General features: G+C 62.9%; 21 protein-coding genes. 8 read left to right on the top strand and 13 right to left on the bottom strand.

Annotated elements, in window-relative coordinates:
- The first annotated feature begins 43 nt into the window (after positions 1-43).
- The gene (locus V6657_RS24865; protein WP_248694822.1) at positions 44-208 is read left to right on the top strand and encodes a hypothetical protein; all 165 of its coding nucleotides are present in this window, start codon (positions 44-46) and stop codon (positions 206-208) included.
- A gap of 38 nt (positions 209-246) precedes the next feature.
- Positions 247-921 carry a c-type cytochrome gene (locus V6657_RS24860; RefSeq protein WP_012435795.1) on the top strand — a complete coding sequence of 225 codons (675 nt, stop codon included), beginning with the start codon at positions 247-249 and terminating at the stop codon, positions 919-921.
- Between the two features lie 78 nt (positions 922-999).
- Here the strand turns inward: V6657_RS24860 and dsbD are convergent, their stop codons facing one another.
- From dsbD to V6657_RS24805, 11 genes are all read right to left on the bottom strand, one after another.
- Positions 1,000-2,937, bottom strand: a complete 1,938-nt coding sequence (dsbD, locus tag V6657_RS24855) for a protein-disulfide reductase DsbD (protein ID WP_012435796.1) — start codon at positions 2,935-2,937, stop codon at positions 1,000-1,002.
- A gap of 140 nt (positions 2,938-3,077) precedes the next feature.
- A complete protein-coding gene (locus V6657_RS24850; RefSeq protein WP_012435797.1) occupies positions 3,078-3,407 on the bottom strand; it encodes a P-II family nitrogen regulator in 330 nt (109 codons plus the stop codon).
- A 59-nt stretch (positions 3,408-3,466) separates the two neighbouring features.
- Positions 3,467-4,072: a ubiquinol-cytochrome c reductase iron-sulfur subunit gene (gene petA / locus V6657_RS24845; protein ID WP_012435798.1), complete on the bottom strand. Its 606-nt coding sequence runs from the start codon at positions 4,070-4,072 to the stop codon at positions 3,467-3,469.
- A gap of 58 nt (positions 4,073-4,130) precedes the next feature.
- Positions 4,131-4,781 (bottom strand): isoprenylcysteine carboxylmethyltransferase family protein, encoded by a 651-nt coding sequence (locus tag V6657_RS24840; protein ID WP_041672617.1) that lies wholly within the window; start codon positions 4,779-4,781, stop codon positions 4,131-4,133.
- An 80-nt stretch (positions 4,782-4,861) separates the two neighbouring features.
- Positions 4,862-5,134, bottom strand: coding sequence for a glutaredoxin (locus V6657_RS24835; protein WP_012435800.1), 273 nt, complete (start codon positions 5,132-5,134; stop codon positions 4,862-4,864).
- A gap of 9 nt (positions 5,135-5,143) precedes the next feature.
- Positions 5,144-5,836, bottom strand: coding sequence for a redoxin domain-containing protein (locus V6657_RS24830; protein ID WP_012435801.1), 693 nt, complete (start codon positions 5,834-5,836; stop codon positions 5,144-5,146).
- Positions 5,833-6,756, bottom strand: a complete 924-nt coding sequence (locus V6657_RS24825) for a cytochrome c biogenesis protein CcdA (protein WP_012435802.1) — start codon at positions 6,754-6,756, stop codon at positions 5,833-5,835. The genes V6657_RS24830 and V6657_RS24825 overlap by 4 nt, the downstream gene beginning before the upstream one ends.
- Before the next feature lie 59 nt (positions 6,757-6,815).
- Positions 6,816-7,040 carry a hypothetical protein gene (locus tag V6657_RS24820; RefSeq protein ID WP_157042466.1) on the bottom strand — a complete coding sequence of 75 codons (225 nt, stop codon included), beginning with the start codon at positions 7,038-7,040 and terminating at the stop codon, positions 6,816-6,818.
- Positions 7,041-7,115: 75 nt separating this feature from the next.
- Positions 7,116-7,361 (bottom strand): DUF2933 domain-containing protein, encoded by a 246-nt coding sequence (locus V6657_RS24815; protein ID WP_012435804.1) that lies wholly within the window; start codon positions 7,359-7,361, stop codon positions 7,116-7,118.
- Positions 7,362-7,412: 51 nt separating this feature from the next.
- On the bottom strand, positions 7,413-7,718 hold the full coding sequence (locus tag V6657_RS24810; protein WP_012435805.1) for a hypothetical protein: 306 nt from the start codon (positions 7,716-7,718) through the stop codon (positions 7,413-7,415).
- Between the two features lie 178 nt (positions 7,719-7,896).
- Complete coding sequence (locus V6657_RS24805; protein ID WP_049768034.1) at positions 7,897-8,112, bottom strand: hypothetical protein; 216 nt, start codon at positions 8,110-8,112, stop codon at positions 7,897-7,899.
- A gap of 211 nt (positions 8,113-8,323) precedes the next feature.
- Here V6657_RS24805 and V6657_RS24800 point away from each other — a divergent pair, with 211 nt between their 5' ends.
- Positions 8,324-8,725, top strand: coding sequence for a hypothetical protein (locus tag V6657_RS24800; protein WP_157042467.1), 402 nt, complete (start codon positions 8,324-8,326; stop codon positions 8,723-8,725).
- On the opposite strand, the gene V6657_RS24795 is transcribed toward V6657_RS24800, so the two are convergent.
- Together V6657_RS24795 and cueR are read right to left on the bottom strand one after the other, a co-directional pair.
- Positions 8,722-11,142 carry a heavy metal translocating P-type ATPase gene (locus V6657_RS24795; RefSeq protein WP_012435808.1) on the bottom strand — a complete coding sequence of 807 codons (2,421 nt, stop codon included), beginning with the start codon at positions 11,140-11,142 and terminating at the stop codon, positions 8,722-8,724. The two genes, V6657_RS24800 and V6657_RS24795, sit on opposite strands and share 4 nt — an antisense overlap.
- Before the next feature lie 12 nt (positions 11,143-11,154).
- Positions 11,155-11,583 (bottom strand): Cu(I)-responsive transcriptional regulator, encoded by a 429-nt coding sequence (cueR, locus tag V6657_RS24790; protein ID WP_012435809.1) that lies wholly within the window; start codon positions 11,581-11,583, stop codon positions 11,155-11,157.
- A gap of 248 nt (positions 11,584-11,831) precedes the next feature.
- Between cueR and V6657_RS24785 the strand changes: the two genes are divergently transcribed.
- The 5 genes from V6657_RS24785 to V6657_RS24765 all read left to right on the top strand — a co-directional run bounded on the left by V6657_RS24785 (position 11,832) and on the right by V6657_RS24765 (position 18,645).
- On the top strand, positions 11,832-12,242 hold the full coding sequence (locus V6657_RS24785) for a hypothetical protein (RefSeq protein ID WP_012435810.1): 411 nt from the start codon (positions 11,832-11,834) through the stop codon (positions 12,240-12,242).
- Positions 12,243-12,312: 70 nt separating this feature from the next.
- Complete coding sequence (locus V6657_RS24780) at positions 12,313-13,614, top strand: TolC family protein (RefSeq protein ID WP_012435811.1); 1,302 nt, start codon at positions 12,313-12,315, stop codon at positions 13,612-13,614.
- On the top strand, positions 13,611-15,143 hold the full coding sequence (locus tag V6657_RS24775) for an efflux RND transporter periplasmic adaptor subunit (RefSeq protein WP_012435812.1): 1,533 nt from the start codon (positions 13,611-13,613) through the stop codon (positions 15,141-15,143). The genes V6657_RS24780 and V6657_RS24775 overlap by 4 nt, the downstream gene beginning before the upstream one ends.
- Positions 15,140-18,310 (top strand): efflux RND transporter permease subunit, encoded by a 3,171-nt coding sequence (locus V6657_RS24770; RefSeq protein WP_012435813.1) that lies wholly within the window; start codon positions 15,140-15,142, stop codon positions 18,308-18,310. The genes V6657_RS24775 and V6657_RS24770 overlap by 4 nt, the downstream gene beginning before the upstream one ends.
- On the top strand, positions 18,307-18,645 hold the full coding sequence (locus V6657_RS24765) for a copper-binding protein (RefSeq protein ID WP_012435814.1): 339 nt from the start codon (positions 18,307-18,309) through the stop codon (positions 18,643-18,645). The genes V6657_RS24770 and V6657_RS24765 overlap by 4 nt, the downstream gene beginning before the upstream one ends.
- The last annotated feature ends 130 nt before the right edge of the window (positions 18,646-18,775 follow it).

Raw genomic sequence — 18,775 nt, 5'->3', positions numbered from 1 at the left:
TTTCCTCTGCGAACCGTGTTTCAAGTTCTACGTGCAGCAGGCGGTGAAATTGGGGGCGACCGAGCATGAAGTGGGCGAGGTGCTTGCCGTCGCATCGACGATGGGCAGCTGCGTTGGCGAGATGTGGGCGCTCAAGGCGTTCAAGGCCTACGCTGACCTCAGTGATGGCGAAGCCACACCGGAAGCGGAGCCGAACTGTTGCCATTAGCTTCGTGACAAACTTCAGATGGCAAATGGGAGCTCCCAATGGTTCGACGACTTGGTATTCGAGCGATCACGGTCACCTTGGTCTCACTTGTCTTTAGCGCGTCAGCTCTTGCCGAGAGTGACCTCGCGCGCGGCGCGCAAGCCGCCCGCGCCTGCATGGCGTGCCATTCATTTGCGCCAGGCCGCCACATGACAGGCCCGAGCTTGGCGGGCGTTTTGGGCCGCAAAGCAGGTACAGCGGACGGTTTCGCGCGCTATTCCGATGCCCTCAAGCAATCAGGCCTGGTCTGGGACAAGCGAAACCTCGATGCATGGCTCAAGAATCCGGCAGCGCTGGTGTCGGGTAACGCGATGACCTTTCCCGGCATTGCCGATGCACGCACGCGGGCCGATCTGATCGCCTACCTTGAGGCAGTTTCCACGGGTCGCGTAAAGGTTCCTGATCGTGGCCTGCCGAATTTGAAGGAGTCCGATGCGGCGTCGCGGGTTACCTCAATCCGCTTTTGTGACGATGCCTATCGCCTCACCACCGCCGACCGGAAGACTCACGCCTTTTGGGAGTTCAACCTGCGATTCAAAACCGATGGCAGCGCTGCCGGCCCGGCTGCCGGTCAGCCTGTGCTGATCGGCACAGGCATGCAGGGCGACCGCGCCGCCGTGGTTTTCGCACGCCCCGAAGAAATCTCTGCCTTCATTCAGAGGCGGTGTCCATAAAGACTGGCCACCCAGCCAACAGCATCTGGAACCCAGTGGCGATACCGCTGAATAAGCTGCGGGCGGGCCAGGTAGTTCTCAACGCTTCCCGTCGTCACCGAAGGCTTTCGCGAGACTGTCGAGGAAAAGGCTTGCAGACTGGAAGCCGATCACCCGCACCGGGCTCTCACGCCCGTCGGCACCGTACAAGATGATGCCGGGTGGGCCGAACAAGCCGAAGCGTTTGAGCAAGATGCGATCGTCGGCAGTATTGCGTGTCACGTCGGCCTGCAGCAGCACAACACCCGCCAGCCGCGCCTGGACTCTTGGATCGCTGAAGGTCAAGCGTTCCATCTCCTTGCAGCTGACACACCAGTCGGCATAGAAATCCAGTAGCACCGGCTTGCCGGCCGCGGCGGCCTGCACCAGGCGCGCGTCGAGTTCGGCCACGGAGCGGATGCGCTCGAAGCGCACCAGCGCCGGGCCAGCAGTGGAGGCGGGTGCCATCGGGCCAGCACGCAGATGCGACAGCGGCTGGAGCAGATCCCGTCCGCCGGACGCCAGACCGACCAGCAGGATCGCCCCTGCCAGCGCGGCCACCATGCCCATGCCTTTGCCCAACCGGGCCATGCTGCGCGGCTCTGGACCAAGCGAATCGAAGGCGCCCAGGAAGGCGGCGGCAATCAGCAGCAGCATGGCCCACGCCGCCATCAATGCCCAGGGTGGCAAAAGCGGGCTGACAGCCCAGAGCGCCTCGCCGAGCAGCAGGAAGCCCAGGAAGCGCTTCGTCACCATCAACCAGTGCCCAGCGCGCGGCAGAAGATAGCCGGTAGCGACGCCGACCAGCACCAGCGTCACTCCCATGCCGATCGCCAGACCGAATAGTGCACCGCCACTACCAATGGCATCACCGGTTTGCTTGAGATAGGCCAGCGTGCTCGACAGCGGCACTGGCACGCTGCGCACGACGACCAACGTCGAAATCACCCCCGATGCTGCGGCAACGGCAATCCGTCCACCCGACCACCGGTTCGATGGCGCCGTCGTTGGGAGCTGCCGCCCCAGCTCATAAAGCCCGAACATTGACAGCGCCAGGGCCACCGCCAGCGCGGCAAAAGCCCCCAGCGCCCACGGCGCCTGCAGCCTCGCCGAAAGTCTCTCGCCGAGCAATTCCGCTGCCGCGCCGACACCCACTGCCGTTCCGAGCACGTAGGCAAACGAAACCAGCAAGGCGCGAACGCGCGTCACGTGCTCGCCGACGACGATTGACGACAGGATCAGTACCATCGCCAGCGCGCTCGGCGTGAGCGTCAGCAGCAGGCCAAAGCCGAGGAAGACCGTGACAATCTTGCCCAGCTGGCGGCTGGCCAGCACGCGGGCAATGTGGTCGCCGTCGTCATTCCTTGGCGCGGCTGATGGAACAGCAGGCCCAATTTGCCCCCCTCCCAAGCTGGGCAAAGTCGGCGTCGCCGGCGGCGCGGGCGACGTCATTGGCGTGCTGCTCCGATGCTTGTCGAATAGGCCACCGAGCGAGCCACCGCCGACCTTGTACACACTGTGCATCGGCGGATAGCAGACTCCCTTGTCGGCACAGCCTTGCGACGTCACCGTCAGCAACCATTTGCCGTCGACCTGCGCGACCGCCACCGGCACGCGAATGGTGACCCCGCCATGATAGGTCTCCATCTGCTTGCCGAGCGCTTCGTCAAAGTTGACCTGCCCTGGCGGAAATTCGGGTGTACCGAGCTTGACCCCTGCCGGCTGTGCGGCGAATGCGAATCGCTCACGGTAGAGGTGATAGCCGTCGGCAATGTCGAAGTGCACCTCGATGGAGCGGTCTTCGAGTTGCCGCGCAGCAAAGCGGAAAGCCTGCTCCGGTGGCAGGAGGTCTTGCTCGCCCGCAGCATGGGCAACACCACCGGTGCCTGTGACGCAGAACCACAGGGCGGCGAGCAGCAGCAAAACGAGCTGTGCCGGGGCGACGCCTCGTACTCGCCCGCCACCTCCAGTGCGCGTCGCTGCCACGCTCCACCCCATACCGCACTCCCTGACCTCAATGACCGACCACACCGTGCTGATCGCGCTATCGCCTCTCGGCGGATGCCCTCACGTCTCGCGGGTCACACGGGCATGTGAGCCCGTGCCGCTCGGCGCCCCGCCATTGACACACGATGGGATTATTCCGCCGCGCCAGCCGACTCCCCAGGGGGAACGTGAAGATGCAAGAACGCCTCGACGGGAACAACCGCCACGATCCCGGCGCCCGGCACCGTCGATTTTCCGACCTCAACGATCGCTTTGGTGATGGCCTCGACCTCGGCCTCGTCCGCGAAGATTTCGACCTTGGTATGCACGCTGGTCAGGTCGCTGGAAAAGAAATTCTTGTACTCGCCGTACCCCTTGACCCTTGTAATCGTCAGGCCAGGGACGTGGACGGTCGCAAGCGACCTTTCAAGCTGCTCCAGCAGTTCGGTGGGAACAATGGCAATCACCCATTTGGTGCTCATGACCGTCTCCTTGACAACCGAGGTAGGGACCACCGCTGCTGAGGCAGCGGGGCAATAAATCATCTGGCTCCAAAGCGATCCTCGCCGACTATCAGGCGGGTGTTGTCCAGGTACTGGTACGGGGGGATCTCCAGGTTGAGCGGCGCCGGAACATTGAGGAACACTCGCCCGGCCAGATCGAATTTGGAACCATGGCAAGGGCAAAAAAAGCCACCAGGCCAGTGATCGCCCAAATCTGGGGCGCCGACTTCCGGCCGATAATTCGGTATGCAGCCAAGATGCGTGCAGATGCCTACTGCCACAAAGTAGTCAGGCCGAAGGGAGCGTGTCGCGTTGCGTGCATAGGCCGGCTGTTGATCTTCTTTGGATCGCGGATCGCCCAACAGATTGTCGTGTGTGCCTAGACGATCCAGCATGTCGCGGGTACGGTGCAAAATCCAAACGGGCTTACCGCGCCAAGCGACGGTAACCAGAGCACCGGGCTCAACAGAATCGAGGTTCACCTCGACTGGGGCTCCCTTCGATCTCGCGGCGCGGCTCGGCGCCATGCTCGCGACGAATGGCAGCGTGGCGCCGGCCAGTCCCACACCACCTACGGTGCCGGTGGCCAGCAGAAGCAATCTGCGCTGGCGCACGGTTCGGGAATCAACGCTTGGCTTGCTCATTGCGGTTATCTCCAGGCCGGGATCGATATGGTCAGCCACGGGGCTTTGACCGAGCAGATCAGTCCGCGAGTGTGCTGAACAATTGCTTCCATTGCCTGACGCCCGGCAAGAACATGGGGACGTCTTTTCGATACGCCTCGTAGGCGGCCCCAAAACGGCGAACCAGGTCTTGCTCCTCCTTCCACGCAAGCCGTACGTAGACAAGCACAATCAGCGGAAACAGTGCCACGGTGATCAAGGTCGGCCAATGCACCACCTGACCGAACACGGCCAGCATGATGCCGGTGTACTGAGGGTGCCGGATAAGCTCGTAAGGCCCGTTCTGGGCTAGGCTGCCTTCGCGGCTCGCCCGATAGACAGTGGTCCAGCCCCAGATCAATAGAATGATGCCCAACAGGATGAAGATGCCACCGAGCATCATCTCGACGATTGCACCTAGCGGTCCGTAGCCGAGGAGTGTTGCCCAAAGATGTCCGCTGTACTCGCTGAGCGGTATGTCGATTCCGAGAAAGCCGGTCAGGAGGTAGATCGTGAGAGGGAATCCATACATTTCCGCGTACAGCGCGATCACGAAGGCCTGAACGAGTCCAGCCCCAGTCCATTCGCGCCAGCTATGAGGTGCTGCGTAGCGATACAAGATCCACGACACCACCACGACCAGGACTACGACGAGTCCCCAATGCCCGTAATGCGCGCTAAAACTGTTCATATCGTCCACGGTACCTCCTTGGCATCCACGCCTTGCGCAATCTCTCAGGTCTGGCTCATCGCCATATCGCTAGATGGGTTTCACTGTTCGCTGGTCTTGAAGCGTCGTTCAAATTCCCGTCGCAGTTTCCGTTCGGAGGGCCGGCCATAACACAGCGCCTCGCCGTTCACCAATATGCCCGGTGCAAAGAGAATGCCGTGCTTGGCCGCAATCTCTTGCCCGACCTCGGACTCCAGCGGCAGTGTGAATACAGACAAGGGGTAATCCGCCGACAGCCGCACAAGCATGGCTTTGGCAGACTCACAGAAGGCGCAGTGCGCCTGCACCAGAAGGATGACGTTCAGCGGTTCCATGGCCGGTTCTCATTTGTCTCGATGAAGGCCTCGGCGCAGGTCTGCGACCAAAACATCGACCGGCACATACATGGTGTAAGCCGGAGCGCCACCGTAGTCCGCTCGCCATTGGATACGGCCATCCGGGCCGACCACTATGAAGGTGTGACCATCCCGCCTAGTTCCCATCATTCCGTAGTCATTGGCGTGGTACGCCCTGGACACAGCCAGATCCGGATCGGAGAGCACCGGCGTGACGATGTCAGTATCGGACGCCTTCTTTTTCAGCAGATCGATGGGGTCCGTGGTGATGGTGACGATCGTGTCGATTCCGAGCGCACGGAATTCGCTGAAGTGCCGGGCAATATCCCTGTCTTGATCCCAGCACGACTGGCAGGTGACACCTTCTTGGAAATACAGCAGGACCGTCGTTCCGCGTAGCCTGCGGAGATCGAAATCCCTGCCACCGACGCCGCGCAACTGAATCGGAGGCGCAAGCGTACCCGGACCCGGGTCACCCGTCTGAAACGGGTAACGGCCAGATGACGCGCTTGCGGGCGTAGGCTGCGCGCCATCAAGGATCGCCTGTCGCTTGTTCGGATAGCTCCACCAAACGATGGCGGAGAGCACCAGCATGCCGATGACAGCAACGAGGAATGCCCTGGGTAGGCGTGCCAAGCCGCGGCCGCGCCCCTGGATTGCCTTTCCGCGGACTTGTCTCATTCGATTCTCCGTGAAGGCGTCGGTTCTTCTTCGACGCCAGCGGCGCCATCCGACAGGCCGTTCCTTCGCCATTGCGATCGGGCTCGCCAGCCGAGTGCCGCGATCGAAAACAGAAGAACCACGGCCATCAGCCAGTTCGGCACGACCAACAAGGCTTGCGTGACACTGCGACCGACGTGTTGCAACTGCACGGCAACGGCCAATGACCAGTGGCTCGACGTCGACATCGAGTCGGTGGAAAACGCCTCCCAAATGGCGAGGGCCCCCATGACACCGAGCAGCGCTGCACTCATCAACATGGACACGGATAGCGTGCGCTGCAGAGGGCCGATGCGCCATGTCACCATTCGTGTCCGAAACAGGACACTGGAGCGCCAGTCGAACCGCTCCCACAGCAGCGAGATGGCGAAGAGTGGCGCGACCATCCCGAATACGTAGGCGCTACCCAATCCAGCAGCGAGCGCTGCGGATGACGCGAGGCTGGAAAGCGCGAGGACTCCGGCCAGCACAGGGGCGCAACATGCACTGGCTACACCCGAAAACATGCCAAGCGTGTAGATGCCGAATGGCCCAGTGTCTGCGGCTGCGCGCCGCGCCGGCATCGGCAGTTGCAGCTTGCCACCCAGCAAGGTAAAAAGCGCCATGCCAAGCATGATCGAGCCCCCCAGCAGATAGATGGCAGCATGCTGCGTAACAAACAGCTGGCGTAGCGCGATGGAACCCATGACCAACGGCAGAATGACGGTCCCAACGCCGGCGGCGAAGACGAAGCTCATGGCGACCAGTCGGCTTCGATTCTGAAAGGAGCTGGCGAAATAGGCCGGCAACATGACTGAAAGGCAGCACGGCGCGAACAGCGCGATCATGCCGGCGACAAACGCAGCGATGACCGAGCCGCCGAAGAAAATACTGGTGTCCATCTGCCTCTCCCGCCGCCTATTTGATGGCCTCGCTTTTTACGGAGCCGACAACAACGCAGTCACGCAGGTTGGCCTTCAATCGCCCGGGAACCAAGTAGGCCGTCAACTGCTGAGGTACTGCCCGGCCCAACCCAGCCGACCTTGCGGCTAGCCTGTTGGCAGCACGCCCAACTGCCAGTCATGCAACGGTGCATCGCCAGCATGCCCAAGCCCCCAAGGATCGCGATGGCGCCGACGACGGCAAGGACGATCCAGACCACCTTCCATGCCGATAGTTCGCTCATCACGCCACCTCCAGTCCCTGGGTTGCTCGCGGCAGCGCTGGCGTCCGTGGTATGGGCCAGCAGCTGCGCCACCATTCACTTTTCGATCCGAAACGGCTCCTTCTGCTCTGGCGTCTGTTCTGGCGTCGGACGGTGTTGACCCTCCTGATCATTCATTCCCTTCATCATCAGCCACATCGATAGCGGACAGATCAAGATCAGCAGGAAAGGCCCGATACCCAGTACGAACGCGCGGACAGGCGGGAAGATGGCGTAGGCGATCGCCAGGATTGCCACCAGGGCAATGCCCATGGTGGCCATGGTTTTCGTATTGCATTTCATAGCGTTACTCCTTTCACGGGATGCGGCTGCTCGCGATATTGCGCGGCATCCTTATTTGGACGGCGAGGTTTGGATCTTGTCCGCGTACTTGCGCAGGATTTCCCCCATCGCCTGCATCATTTCTCCATGCATCTGCATCGAGAGCTTCTCGTTGCCGGGCGGCAGTTGCCCCATCATCGGACAACCGCCCATCATGCCGCCGTCCATCATGTGATCCATCTTCATGGAATGCATGGGGTCTTGCGGACTTGCCTTGGCGCCTTCAGTACCCCGGCCAGGGCCGGCTGCTGCGCTCCATCCACTGGCCCCGAACAGGGCAAGTGCAAGCGCTGCAGCCACGACTGGTCTCATCTTCATAACAACCTCCAAATTCGGTCGGATTCCATACTGTTCGCTGCGGATTCCATCTGCCGCAAGCTCAAGCGGTGCTCAGCTCAAGGAAACGATGGCGTCGACATACGGGCGCCCCAACCATTCGGCCGAAGCGCACGGTTCATTTCACTTCGGAAGAACCCTTCGGGCTGACGCCGTCCGCCTAGTGAGAATCCGTCGACTTCATCATTTCAGCGCACTGCTTCCGCATCGCCTCGTTGGCCGATGCGGTGCCAGGAGCAGCGGCAGAGTGTTTCGCAGCCGCGCGCGCACTGTTGATGGCGTCCCAGTTGGGACCCGCGAAGGCCGCGCCAGCGGCAACACCAAGCGAAACGAGAACGGTGATTCTGAGAATGGAGTGCATGATGGTCTTCCCCACACAAGGTTTCCTTCGGGCCCGGTCCAAACGGGAATCAGCAGACATCCCGCTTGGAGGCGATTGAAATCAAGGCTTGCGGCGACGGATTGCCGCGTATGGGGAGCGATCAGATTCGCAAGCGTGCTGTTGCGAGGTAGATGGGCCCAGGTACTGCAACGGGCCGAGAAGCCGTCCGGGAAGCCGGTCCGGCGTAAGGCGCAGGAGGAAGAACGTGCACGAGCCCAATTGCGGCGGGCAGCATGCCAAGATCAGGAGCGTGGCCGTTGGCATCCGCCCAATGGCGCCCATCGTGTCGATGGTCCGCGCAGAGCGCGGGCTGCGCCTCATCCATGTCCTGGCAGTTCACGACGGAAACAACCATCGTCGAGGGGTTCGCCATGGTCCCTGCCTCGGGCGGGCAGACGTATCCCGCAATCGCAAGGCGCGAGAAAAGCACCATCGCGATCAACAGGAGCGAAAGCAGTTGGGCGAGAGGATTTTGGTGATGCTTCATGAATCACTGCCAACAATTGTGTTCACTCTAGTTCTGCCAAACCGTGACCGCAAGGCGGGCAAAAACTGTGTGGGGCGATTGCGCGCGGGCATGATGGTCATCCAAGATGGCAGAGCCTAGAACACCTGCGCTCTCAACCGAAGCGCATTGGAAATCACCGATACCGAACTCAGGCTCATGGCCAAGGCCGCGATCATTGGTGACAGCAGCCATCCTGTGAACGGGTACAGCAGGCCGGCGGCCAACGGTATCCCGAGCGCGTTGTAGACGAATGCGAATCCCAGGTTCTGTTTCATATTGGCAATGGTGGCTTGCGACAGTTCCCGCGCGCGCGCAAGGCCGCGCAGGTCGCCCTTGACCAGTGTGACCTGGGCGCTATGCATCGCCACATCGGTTCCAGTCCCCATGGCGATGCCGACGTCGGCTTTGGCCAGTGCAGGTGCATCGTTAATGCCGTCGCCAGCCATTGCCACCACGTGGCCTTCGCTCTGGAGTTTTGCCACCAGCGCCAGCTTGTCGGCCGGTTTGACCTCACCGTGAACTTCGCTAATGCCAAGAGGGCCGGCCACGGCTCGCGCTGTCGCGGTGCTGTCGCCGCTTGCCATCACCACGCGAATCCCTGCCGCTTTGAGCGCCGCAAGCGCTTCGGGGGTGCTGGCCTTGACCGGGTCAGAGACCGCCAGCAGTCCCGCCAATTTCCGGTCTACGGCCAGGTACATGACACTGGCGCCGTATTGCCCCAGCACGTTTGCCCGCAACGCTTGTGATTCAATATCGACCTGCTCCCGACGCATCAGGGAGGCGTTGCCGAGTATCAGTTGGTGACCGTCAACCCGGCCCTGCACACCCATGCCCGCGTCCGATGCGAAATGTTCAGCCTTCCCCAACGTCAGGCCACGCTCACGTGCTGCCGCAACGATGGTGGCCGCCAGAGGGTGCTCGCTACCCTGATCGAGACTCGCCGCCAGGCGCAGCACCGCGGTTTCATCCAACGAATCGACGGCCAACGCGCGCTCGAAGACCGGACGGCCCTCGGTCAACGTGCCGGTCTTGTCGACGATCAGTGTGTCGACCTTGCGGAAATGCTCGATAGCCGCCGCATCCCGGAACAGAATGCCCTGGGTCGCCGCCTTGCCGCTCGCCACCATGATGGACATCGGAGTCGCCAGTCCCAACGCGCACGGACAAGCGATGATCAGCACGGCCACCGCATTGACCAGCCCAAAGACCCAGCTCGGCTCGGGACCGAACAATCCCCAGCCAAAGAAAGCAAGCACGGCGATGGCCACCACCACCAGCACAAACACTCCGGCCACCTGGTCCGCCATGCGCTGCATGGGTGCCTTCGAGCGCTGCGCCTGGGCCACCATCTGCACGATCTGCGACAGCACCGTCTGCGCGCCGACCTTTTCCGAGCGCATCACCAGACTGCCCGACGTATTGAGGGTAGCGCCGATCACGTGGTCGCCAGCACGCTTGGAAACAGGCAGCGGCTCGCCGGTGATCATCGATTCGTCGATGGCACTTGCCCCTTCCATCACGATGCCGTCGGTTGGCACCTTTTCGCCGGGGCGAATCCGCAGCAGGTCACCGACATGCACGTGCGTAAGCGGGATGTCTTCTTCACTGCCGTCCGGATTGAGGCGGCGTGCCGTCTTGGGTGCCAGACCAAGTAGAGACTTGATGGCCGCCGAGGTCTGCGAGCGCGCCTTGAGTTCAAAAACTTGGCCGAGCAGCGTGAGCGAAATGATGACGGCAGCGGCTTCGAAGTAGACCGCAATGCGGCCATGCACAACAAAGCTGCGGGGGAACAGGTCGGGCGCCACGGTGGCCGCAACGCTGTACACGAACGCGGCGCCAGTGCCTAGCCCGATCAGCGTCCACATGTTCGGGCTGCGATTGCGGAACGATTGCAGGCACCGGGTATAGATGGGGAAGCCGGCCCACAAGACCACCGGCGCGGACAATGCAAACTCCACCCAGCCTTGCGCTGCCGGGGCCACTCCTGTGACACGCCCCCCCAGCATCACCAGCGCAACGACAGCGATCGTCAGCGGCAAGGTCCACCAGAAGCGCCGGCGGAACGCCGCGAGTTCGGGATTCTCATCCGCTTCAAGACTCGGCATTGCGGGCTCAAGCGCCATGCCGCACTTCGGACAATTCCCGGGATGGTCTTGGCGGATCTCGGGGTGCATCGGGCAGGTGTAGACGGTGTCCGGCGCCGCGTTGGCGTCGTCAGCAGCGGAGGCGACCTGCGAATGCGTGTACAGCTTGGGGTCCGCATCGAACTTCCGCTGGCATGTTGTACTGCAGAAGCCGTACCGGGTCTCCGCGTAGCTAGACTGGTACGGCGTATTGGGCTTCACTGTCATGCCGCATACCGGGTCCCGCTCCTCAATGGCGGTCACGAGCGTCAGTCGCTTCGCTGTGGCATGCTGATGGCCCCCACCTTCTGTGCACGAATTTCCGCATTCCACACCTTTGACGTGGCCGGGTGCAGGGGATGGCGTCTGCGGATGCGATCGTTGATCATTCATTTTTGCGCTGCCTCAATGTCTCGTGGCCTGCGGGGCAGGTAATTGCCGTGGGGCGACGCTGCTGATCGCCTCCAGGATCGGGCAGGCGGGGCGATCGTCACCGTCACAATGCTGTGCCAGATACAGCAGGGTGTCCCGCATGTCGCTGAGCGCGGCAATCCGAGCGTCCAGTTCCTGGATGCGCTGTAACGCGATGGCCTTCACTGTTGCGCGCGTGCGGCGCTTGTCTTGCCACAGCCCGAGCAGCTCTCGAATCTGCGCCGTGGAGAAACCTAACGCCCGCGCACGCCCGATGAAGCGCAGGGTGTGAATGTCGTTTTCACGATACATTCGGTAGTTCCCCTCGCTCCGGGTAGCTGATGCGACTAAGCCAATACTTTCGTAGTAGCGGATCATTTTGGCCGAGACGCCCGAGACGCTCGCGGCTTGTCCAATATTCATGACGTGCTCCTCGCTCCTGTGCGCGTGGCAGCTTCGGTATTCCGTGTTCGTAGCATCTTCCGCGGGACCGACGCGTACCCAAAATCTTCACGGTTTCACGATAGAGCCTGCCCACGTGGGAAGGTCAAGGACGGTTCAATCGTTCTTTTGTCCGATCGCGATGTAGGTATCCGATCCCGCTTCCTGCGGAGTTGCTTTGCGAGAAAAAAACGGTATCCTTGCGGAAATTCCGCCTCTGCAAAGAACCCTTGCGTCACACGCTGCGCCGGCATTCTTTCTTCGCTGGCTTCCTCCTGCTGGTCTTCCTGTCAGTCCAACTGGCGGCGGCGGCGTACGCCTGTGCGGGCAGCCGATACCAAGTGGGCAGCGACAACAAGGCCGCCCTGACCGAGTCGTGCGCCGACATGGTCAATGGGACCGATCAGGGCAGCAGCCAGGACAAGGACAACGGCGCGCTGTGTCTGGCTCACTGCCAGGCTGACTCCAAGAGCGCTGACCATGTCTCGCCGCAACTGCCGGTGTTTTTGCCGGTGCTGACGGGGGTCATCGCACCGGCCCCCGTGGCGTTTGCCAGTATCCGCACTGTGCTGCGCACCCAAGTGACAGCGCGCGCGCCGCCGCCACCTCTGGCCATTCTTCACTGCAGTTTCCAAACGTAGCCTCCAGATCGACGTCATCCGGTGCTGCCCTCTCTAGACTGGGGTAGCTGTCGTCGTTCTTGGAGGTTTTATGTTTTTTCCTCGTCGCCTGACGCTGGCGTTGCTTTGCGCGCCTGCCTTCGGCATCGCGATGTCGCACGCCGCGACCTCGCAATCTGTCCCTCCGCTTTCCATTGAGGAAACCGTCGCGCTCGCCACCGCGCATGCCGGCGACGCAGAATCCTCGCGCGGGACCATCGAAGCCGCGACCCAAATGGCGGTCGCCGCCGGCCAACTGCCGGACCCCGTGCTCAAGCTCGGAATCAATAACGTGCCGGTCAACGGTGCCGATCAGTTTTCGGTCAGCCGGGATTTCATGACCATGCGCTCCATCAGCGTGATGCAGGAATTCACGCGTGCGGACAAGCGCCGCGCCAAGGCCGCACGTTTCGAGGCTGAGGCGGCATCTGCTGAAGCGCAGCGCGCCGTCGGCCTCGCCAACGTGCAGCGCAATGCTGTCGGCGCATGGCTGGACCGCTGGTATGCCGAACAGACTGGCACGTTGCTGGGCCACCATGACCACCCACTGGAACTCGCATTGCAGGCGGCGACTGCCGCGTATCGCAGCGGACGGGGCACACGCGCCGACGTGCTGGTGATGGAACTGGAAATCCAGAAGCTGCACGATCGCCTGGATGAAAACCGCGCTGCCGTGGCGACCAGCACCGTCGCGCTAGAGCGCTGGGTTGGTCCGGCTGCGAGGCGCCCGATGTCCGAGCGCCCGCGTCTCGATATTCCTCAACCGGTCGAGCAGTTGGCGCGCGGTGAGTTGGACGCGGTGCCCGAGATCACCGCCGCGCAGCGCGATGTGGGGCTGGCTGAGAGCGAGATCCGGGCCGCAGCCGAAGCGAAAAAGCCGGATGTCACGGTCGAGTTGATGTATAGCCAGCGTGGCTCCGCCTTCTCGAACATGGGCTCCGTGAACATCAGCTTTCCCCTGCCTTGGGACCAGGGCAACCGGCAGGACCGCGAAGTTGCGGCCAGGCTGGCGCAAGCCCAGGCGGCGCGCGCCAAGTCCGAAATCCTCCGGCGCGATACCCAGGCCATGGTCGGCGCCAAGCTGGCCGAGCTGCAGCGCAATGCCGAACGGCTCAAGCGCTACGACGAACAAACCTTGCCGCTCGCCAACGCACAGGCGGAGGCGGCCCTGACCGCCTACCGGGCCAATGCCGGATCGCTGCTGGCCGTTGCCGAGGCCAACCATCGCGCCATTGATATGGAACTGGAGCGACTCGCGCTGGAGGCCAAGACGGCCAAGCTGTGGGCGGACCTGACCTTCCTGGTCCCGCTGCCCACCGCGCAGACCGAGTCCGCCATCAAGGAACCCAAATGAAAAAACAGATTATCGCCACGGCGGCCGGCCTCGCCATTCTCGGCGCCGCGATGTATGGCGCTTACCACTTCGGCGTCACGCAGGGAGCACGGTCGGCACAATCGTCGGCGCCGGCCAGCGCGGCATCCGGTCTCAAGGCCGGCGACGTCGATCCCAAGACCGGCAAAAAGGTACTGTACTGGCACGACCCCATGGTGCCCGGACAGCGTTTCGACAAGCCGGGCAAATCCCCCTTCATGGACATGCAGTTGGTGCCGGTCTATGCGGACGGGGATAGCGGTGCCAGCGGCATCACGGTCGATAGCCGTGTCGCGCAAAACCTCGGCATCCGCACGGCCGAAGTCAAAGCCGGCCGGTTGAGCACGGTACTGGAGGCGCCCGGCAACATCGTCATCGACGAGCGCAGCGTGCAAGTAATCCAGGCGCGCACGAACGCCTTCGTCCAGCACGTCGCGGTCAGGGCGACGCTTGACCCAGTTCGGCGTGGGCAGGCACTGGTGACTCTGTATTCGCCGGACTGGGTGGCGGCCCAGGAAGAGTATCTGGCCGTGTTGCGCCAGTCGGCACACGGTCAGGCCGATCTCGCCAGTGCGGCCAAGGCGCGCATGCTGCAGACCGGCATGACGCCCGGGCAGGTCAGCGCCGTCGAGGCATCCGGACGGCTGCAGCCCAGCGTGGGCATCGCGAGCCCCATCGATGGCATCGTGACCGAGGTCGCGGTGCGAGACGGGATGACAGTCTCGCCCGGCATGACTCTGTTCCGTCTGGCCGACTTAAGCCAGGTCTGGGTGGTTGCCGAGGTGCCGGAAGGCCAGGCCCGCACCATTGCGCCCGGCCTGGCGGTCAAGGTGACACCGACCGGGGCGGCCGAGCCGCTGGTCGGCAAGGTCGACACCGTGTTGCCCGACGTCAACCCGGCGACGCGGACCATCAAGGTGCGCATCGTCCTGCCCAACAAGGGCCGGCACCTGTTGCCGGGCATGTTTGCCACGGTTCGCTTCGACAGCGGCGAGCAGCAGGACGTACTGACCATCCCGTTGGAAGCCGTCATCCGTACCGGTCAGCGCAGCATTGTCATGGTCGATGGAGGCCAGGCCGGCTTTGTGGCCACCGAGATCAAGACCGGGCGCGAGGCCGGTGGAATGGTCGAGGTCCTGACTGGTCTCAAGGCTGGCCAGAAGGTCGTTACGTCCGGCCAGTTCCTGATCGATTCGGAAGCCAGCCTGCGTGGAACCACCGAGCGTATGGCGGTACCGGCCGCGGCATCTGCGCCGGCAGCGGCCAACGCCGAACACGAAGGCGTCGGTCGCATCGAGACCGTCACGGGTGAAGGCCTGACGATCTCGCATGGTCCGATTCCCTCGATCCAGTGGGGGGCCATGACAATGGAGTTTGCGGCACCTCCCACAGGGTTGCCCAAGGGTTTTAAGCCCGGCGATCGCGTCCGCTTCCGCTTCCATCTGAACGCCGAGGGCATGGCGATTCTGTCTTCGGTCGAGCCCGCCGCTGGCACGGGGAGCAAACCATGATCGCCCGGCTGATTCTCGCGTCCATCCGCAACCGCTTCCTGATCCTGCTGGCGACGCTGATGTTGACCGCGTGGGGATTGTGGGCCGTCCGCAGCACCCCGCTCGATGCGCTGCCCGACCTGTCGGACGTGCAAGTCATCATCCGCACACCGTTCCCCGGCCAAGCGCCGCAGATCGTGGAGAACCAGGTCACCTATCCACTGACCACCACTATGCTGTCGGTGCCAGGTGCCAAGACGGTGCGCGGCTACTCGTTCTTTGGCGACTCCTTCGTCTATGTGCTGTTCGAGGACGGAACCGACCTGTATTGGGCCCGTTCACGGGTGCTGGAGTATCTGAACCAGGTGCAATCCCGCCTGCCGGCTGCCGCCAAGCCTGCGCTGGGCCCGGATGCCACCGGCGTGGGCTGGATCTACGAGTATGCATTGGTGGACAAGACCGGCCAGCACGACCTCAGTCAACTGCGCGCGCTGCAGGACTGGTTCCTGCGCTTCGAACTCAAATCGCTGCCCAACGTCGCCGAGGTGGCATCGCTCGGCGGGATGGTCAAGCAATTCCAGGTCGTCCTGATGCCGGATCGCCTGCGGGCATATAACCTGTCCCAGGCTAAGGTGCTGGCCGCACTCAAGGCGGCCAACCAGGAGACTGGCGGCTCGGTGCTGGAGCTGGGCGAGGCCGAATACATGGTCCGCGCCAGCGGCTATCTGAAGACACTGGACGACTTCCGGCAGATTCCGCTGACGACGAGCGACGCAGGCATCGCCGTTCGCCTGGGCGATGTCGCCACCCTCCAGCTCGGACCGGAGATGCGGCGAGGCATTGCCGATCTCAACGGCCAAGGTGAAGTCGCCGGCGGCGTCATCGTGATGCGCTCCGGAAAGAACGCGCTGGAGACCATCGAAGCGGTCAAGGCCAAGCTCGCCACGCTGCAGAAGAGCTTGCCGGCCGGCGTCGAAATCGTGCCGACCTACGACCGTTCCGCGCTGATCAACCGCGCGGTGGAGAACCTGACGCACAAGCTGATCGAGGAATTCATCGTCGTCGCGCTGGTGTGCCTGGTGTTCCTGTTCCACCTGCGCTCAGCGCTGGTGGCGATCGTGTCGCTGCCGCTGGGCGTGCTCGCTGCCTTCCTGGTGATGCGGTACCAAGGCGTCAATGCCAACATCATGTCGCTGGGCGGCATTGCCATCGCCGTCGGTGCCATGGTCGACGCCGCCGTGGTCATGATCGAGAACGCGCACAAGCACCTGGAACATTGGCATGCGGACAATCCCGGACGGGAGCTGGCCGGGCACGAGCGCTGGAGCGTGATCGGCGAATCCGCGGCGGAAGTGGGCCCGGCGCTGTTCTTCTCGCTGCTGATCATCACGCTGTCGTTCATCCCGGTGTTCACGCTGGAGGCACAGGAAGGCCGGCTGTTCTCGCCGCTGGCCTTCACCAAGACCTACTCGATGGCCGCCGCCGCGGGGCTGTCGGTCACATTGGTGCCAGTCCTGATGGGCTACCTGATCCGCGGGCGCATCCCAACCGAGCAATCGAATCCGCTTAGCCGCTGGCTGATTCGGCTTTATCAACCGGTGTTGGCCAGGGTGCTCGCGTATCCCAAAGCGACGGTTGTCATCGCCGCCGTGCTGCTGGCGGCCACGGCCTGGCCGATCCTGCGCACGGGCGGTGAGTTCATGCCGCCGCTGGATGAGGGCGACCTGCTGTACATGCCATCGGCACTGCCGGGGCTCTCTGCCGGCAAGGCGGCCCAACTGTTACAGCAGACCGACCGTCTCATCAAGACCGTCCCGGAGGTCGCCAGCGTGTTCGGCAAGGCAGGCCGCGCCGATACCGCCACCGACCCGGCGCCCATCGAGATGTTCGAGACCACCATCCAGTTCAAACCGCGCGACCAGTGGCGACCCGGCATGACGACCGACAAGCTGGTGGAAGAGCTGGACCGCGTGGTCAAGGTGCCGGGCCTCTCCAATATCTGGGTGCCGCCCATCCGCAACCGGATCGACATGCTCGCCACCGGCATCAAGAGCCCGGTCGGCATCAAGGTGGCGGGCACGGACCTCAAGGAGATCGACCGACTGACCACTCGGATCGAGGAGGCAGTCAAGACCGTACCGGGGGTCACGTCTGCGCTGGCCGAACGCCTGTCCGGCGGGCGCTACGTCGACGTCGATATCGACCGGATGGCTGCAGGGCGATACGGCCTCAATATCGAAGATGTGCAGAGCATCGTGTCGTCAGCTGTAGGGGGAGACAACGTGGGTGAAGTCGTGGATGGCTTGGCACGGTTCCCCATCAACGTCCGTTACCCACGGGACTATCGCGACTCGGTCGAGCAACTGCGCAGCCTGCCTATCGTCACCGACCGCGGCCAGCAGATCACGCTGGCCGATGTGGCCCGTATCCAGGTTGTGCAGGGGCCGCCGATGTTGCGCAGCGAGAACGCCCGGCTTTCTGGCTGGGTGTATGTGGATATCCGAGGGCGCGATCTGCGCTCGGCGGTGCAGGACATGCAGGCGGCCGTGGCCAAGGCGGTGCCGATGCCGGCAGGCTACGCGCTGAGCTGGTCCGGTCAGTTCGAGTACCTGGAGCGTGCCAGCGCCAAGCTGAAGGTGGTGGTGCCGTTCACCCTGCTGATCATCTTCGTGCTGCTGTACCTCGTGTTCGGCCGCATCGACGAGGCGCTGCTCATCATGGGCACGCTGCCGCTGGCGCTGATCGGCGGTTTCTGGCTGCTGTACCTGCTGGGCTACAACTTGTCGGTGGCCGGGATCGTCGGCTTTATCGCGCTGGCCGGCGTGGCGGCCGAGTTCGGCGTGATCATGCTGCTCTACCTCAAGCAAGCATGGTCGGAGCGGCAGGAGGCCGGCCGGGACACGCCCCAAGCGTTACTGGAAGCCATTCAGGAAGGCGCCGTCCTGCGGGTGCGCCCAAAGGCCATGACGGTCGCCGTCATCCTAGCCGGCCTGATCCCAATCATGTGGGCGCACGGCACCGGTTCCGAGATCATGCAGCGCATTGCAGCACCGATGGTCGGTGGCATGGTCACTGCGCCCTTACTTTCCCTGTTCGTCGTCCCAGCCGTGTATCTGCTGATCCGCCGGCGGCAGACGAAATCATCACCGCTTCCCACCCACCCCTCACATCAAGAGGAATCACCATGAAGCACATCAAGACCTTCGCAATCATGCTTGCTCTCGCTGCTGCACCGGCAGCGTTTGCGGCCCAATCCATGGATGGCATGGACATGAAGCCTGCCGGCCAAGCGAAGCAGGCGCCCACCCCGGTTGCCGCGGAGATCCAGAAGATCGATATGAAGGCGGGCAAGGTCACGCTCAAGCACGCTGCCATTGAGAACCTCGGCATGCCGGCCATGACCATGGCGTTTCCGATTAAGGACCGCGCTTCGCTGAAGAACTTCAAGGAAGGCGAGTCGGTCTCGGTCATGTTCGACAAGGTTGCAGGTAAGCCGACCATCGTGGATATGCAGCGCAAGTAAGTTGCCGGTGGCACTTGTGCAGCAGTGCATTGCACAGGTGCCACCCATACCGTGACCAGCGCGAGCCAAACGCGAGGGCTGTCTACCTTGCGTATGCCACGGCTTGGTTGCAGTTAAGGCTGCATGGACG

The sequence above is a fragment of the Ralstonia sp. RRA genome (genome assembly GCF_037023145.1).
Classification (GTDB): domain Bacteria; phylum Pseudomonadota; class Gammaproteobacteria; order Burkholderiales; family Burkholderiaceae; genus Ralstonia.
Note: the sequence above shows the minus strand (reverse complement) of the source record. Positions and strands in the feature narration are given on the sequence as shown.

Bases quoted from the DNA above. Each gene is read 5' to 3' on its own strand.
- V6657_RS24860 (WP_012435795.1), top strand. From the start codon at position 247: ATGGTTCGACGACTTGGTATTCGAGCGATCACGGTCACCTTGGTCTCA.
- dsbD (WP_012435796.1), bottom strand. From the start codon at position 2,937: ATGGGGTGGAGCGTGGCAGCGACGCGCACTGGAGGTGGCGGGCGAGTA.
- V6657_RS24850 (WP_012435797.1), bottom strand. From the start codon at position 3,407: ATGAGCACCAAATGGGTGATTGCCATTGTTCCCACCGAACTGCTGGAG.
- petA (WP_012435798.1), bottom strand. From the start codon at position 4,072: ATGAGCAAGCCAAGCGTTGATTCCCGAACCGTGCGCCAGCGCAGATTG.
- V6657_RS24840 (WP_041672617.1), bottom strand. From the start codon at position 4,781: ATGAACAGTTTTAGCGCGCATTACGGGCATTGGGGACTCGTCGTAGTC.
- V6657_RS24835 (WP_012435800.1), bottom strand. From the start codon at position 5,134: ATGGAACCGCTGAACGTCATCCTTCTGGTGCAGGCGCACTGCGCCTTC.
- V6657_RS24830 (WP_012435801.1), bottom strand. From the start codon at position 5,836: ATGAGACAAGTCCGCGGAAAGGCAATCCAGGGGCGCGGCCGCGGCTTG.
- V6657_RS24825 (WP_012435802.1), bottom strand. From the start codon at position 6,756: ATGGACACCAGTATTTTCTTCGGCGGCTCGGTCATCGCTGCGTTTGTC.
- V6657_RS24820 (WP_157042466.1), bottom strand. From the start codon at position 7,040: ATGAGCGAACTATCGGCATGGAAGGTGGTCTGGATCGTCCTTGCCGTC.
- V6657_RS24815 (WP_012435804.1), bottom strand. From the start codon at position 7,361: ATGAAATGCAATACGAAAACCATGGCCACCATGGGCATTGCCCTGGTG.
- V6657_RS24810 (WP_012435805.1), bottom strand. From the start codon at position 7,718: ATGAAGATGAGACCAGTCGTGGCTGCAGCGCTTGCACTTGCCCTGTTC.
- V6657_RS24795 (WP_012435808.1), bottom strand. From the start codon at position 11,142: ATGAATGATCAACGATCGCATCCGCAGACGCCATCCCCTGCACCCGGC.
- cueR (WP_012435809.1), bottom strand. From the start codon at position 11,583: ATGAATATTGGACAAGCCGCGAGCGTCTCGGGCGTCTCGGCCAAAATG.
- V6657_RS24780 (WP_012435811.1), top strand. From the start codon at position 12,313: ATGTTTTTTCCTCGTCGCCTGACGCTGGCGTTGCTTTGCGCGCCTGCC.
- V6657_RS24775 (WP_012435812.1), top strand. From the start codon at position 13,611: ATGAAAAAACAGATTATCGCCACGGCGGCCGGCCTCGCCATTCTCGGC.
- V6657_RS24770 (WP_012435813.1), top strand. From the start codon at position 15,140: ATGATCGCCCGGCTGATTCTCGCGTCCATCCGCAACCGCTTCCTGATC.
- V6657_RS24765 (WP_012435814.1), top strand. From the start codon at position 18,307: ATGAAGCACATCAAGACCTTCGCAATCATGCTTGCTCTCGCTGCTGCA.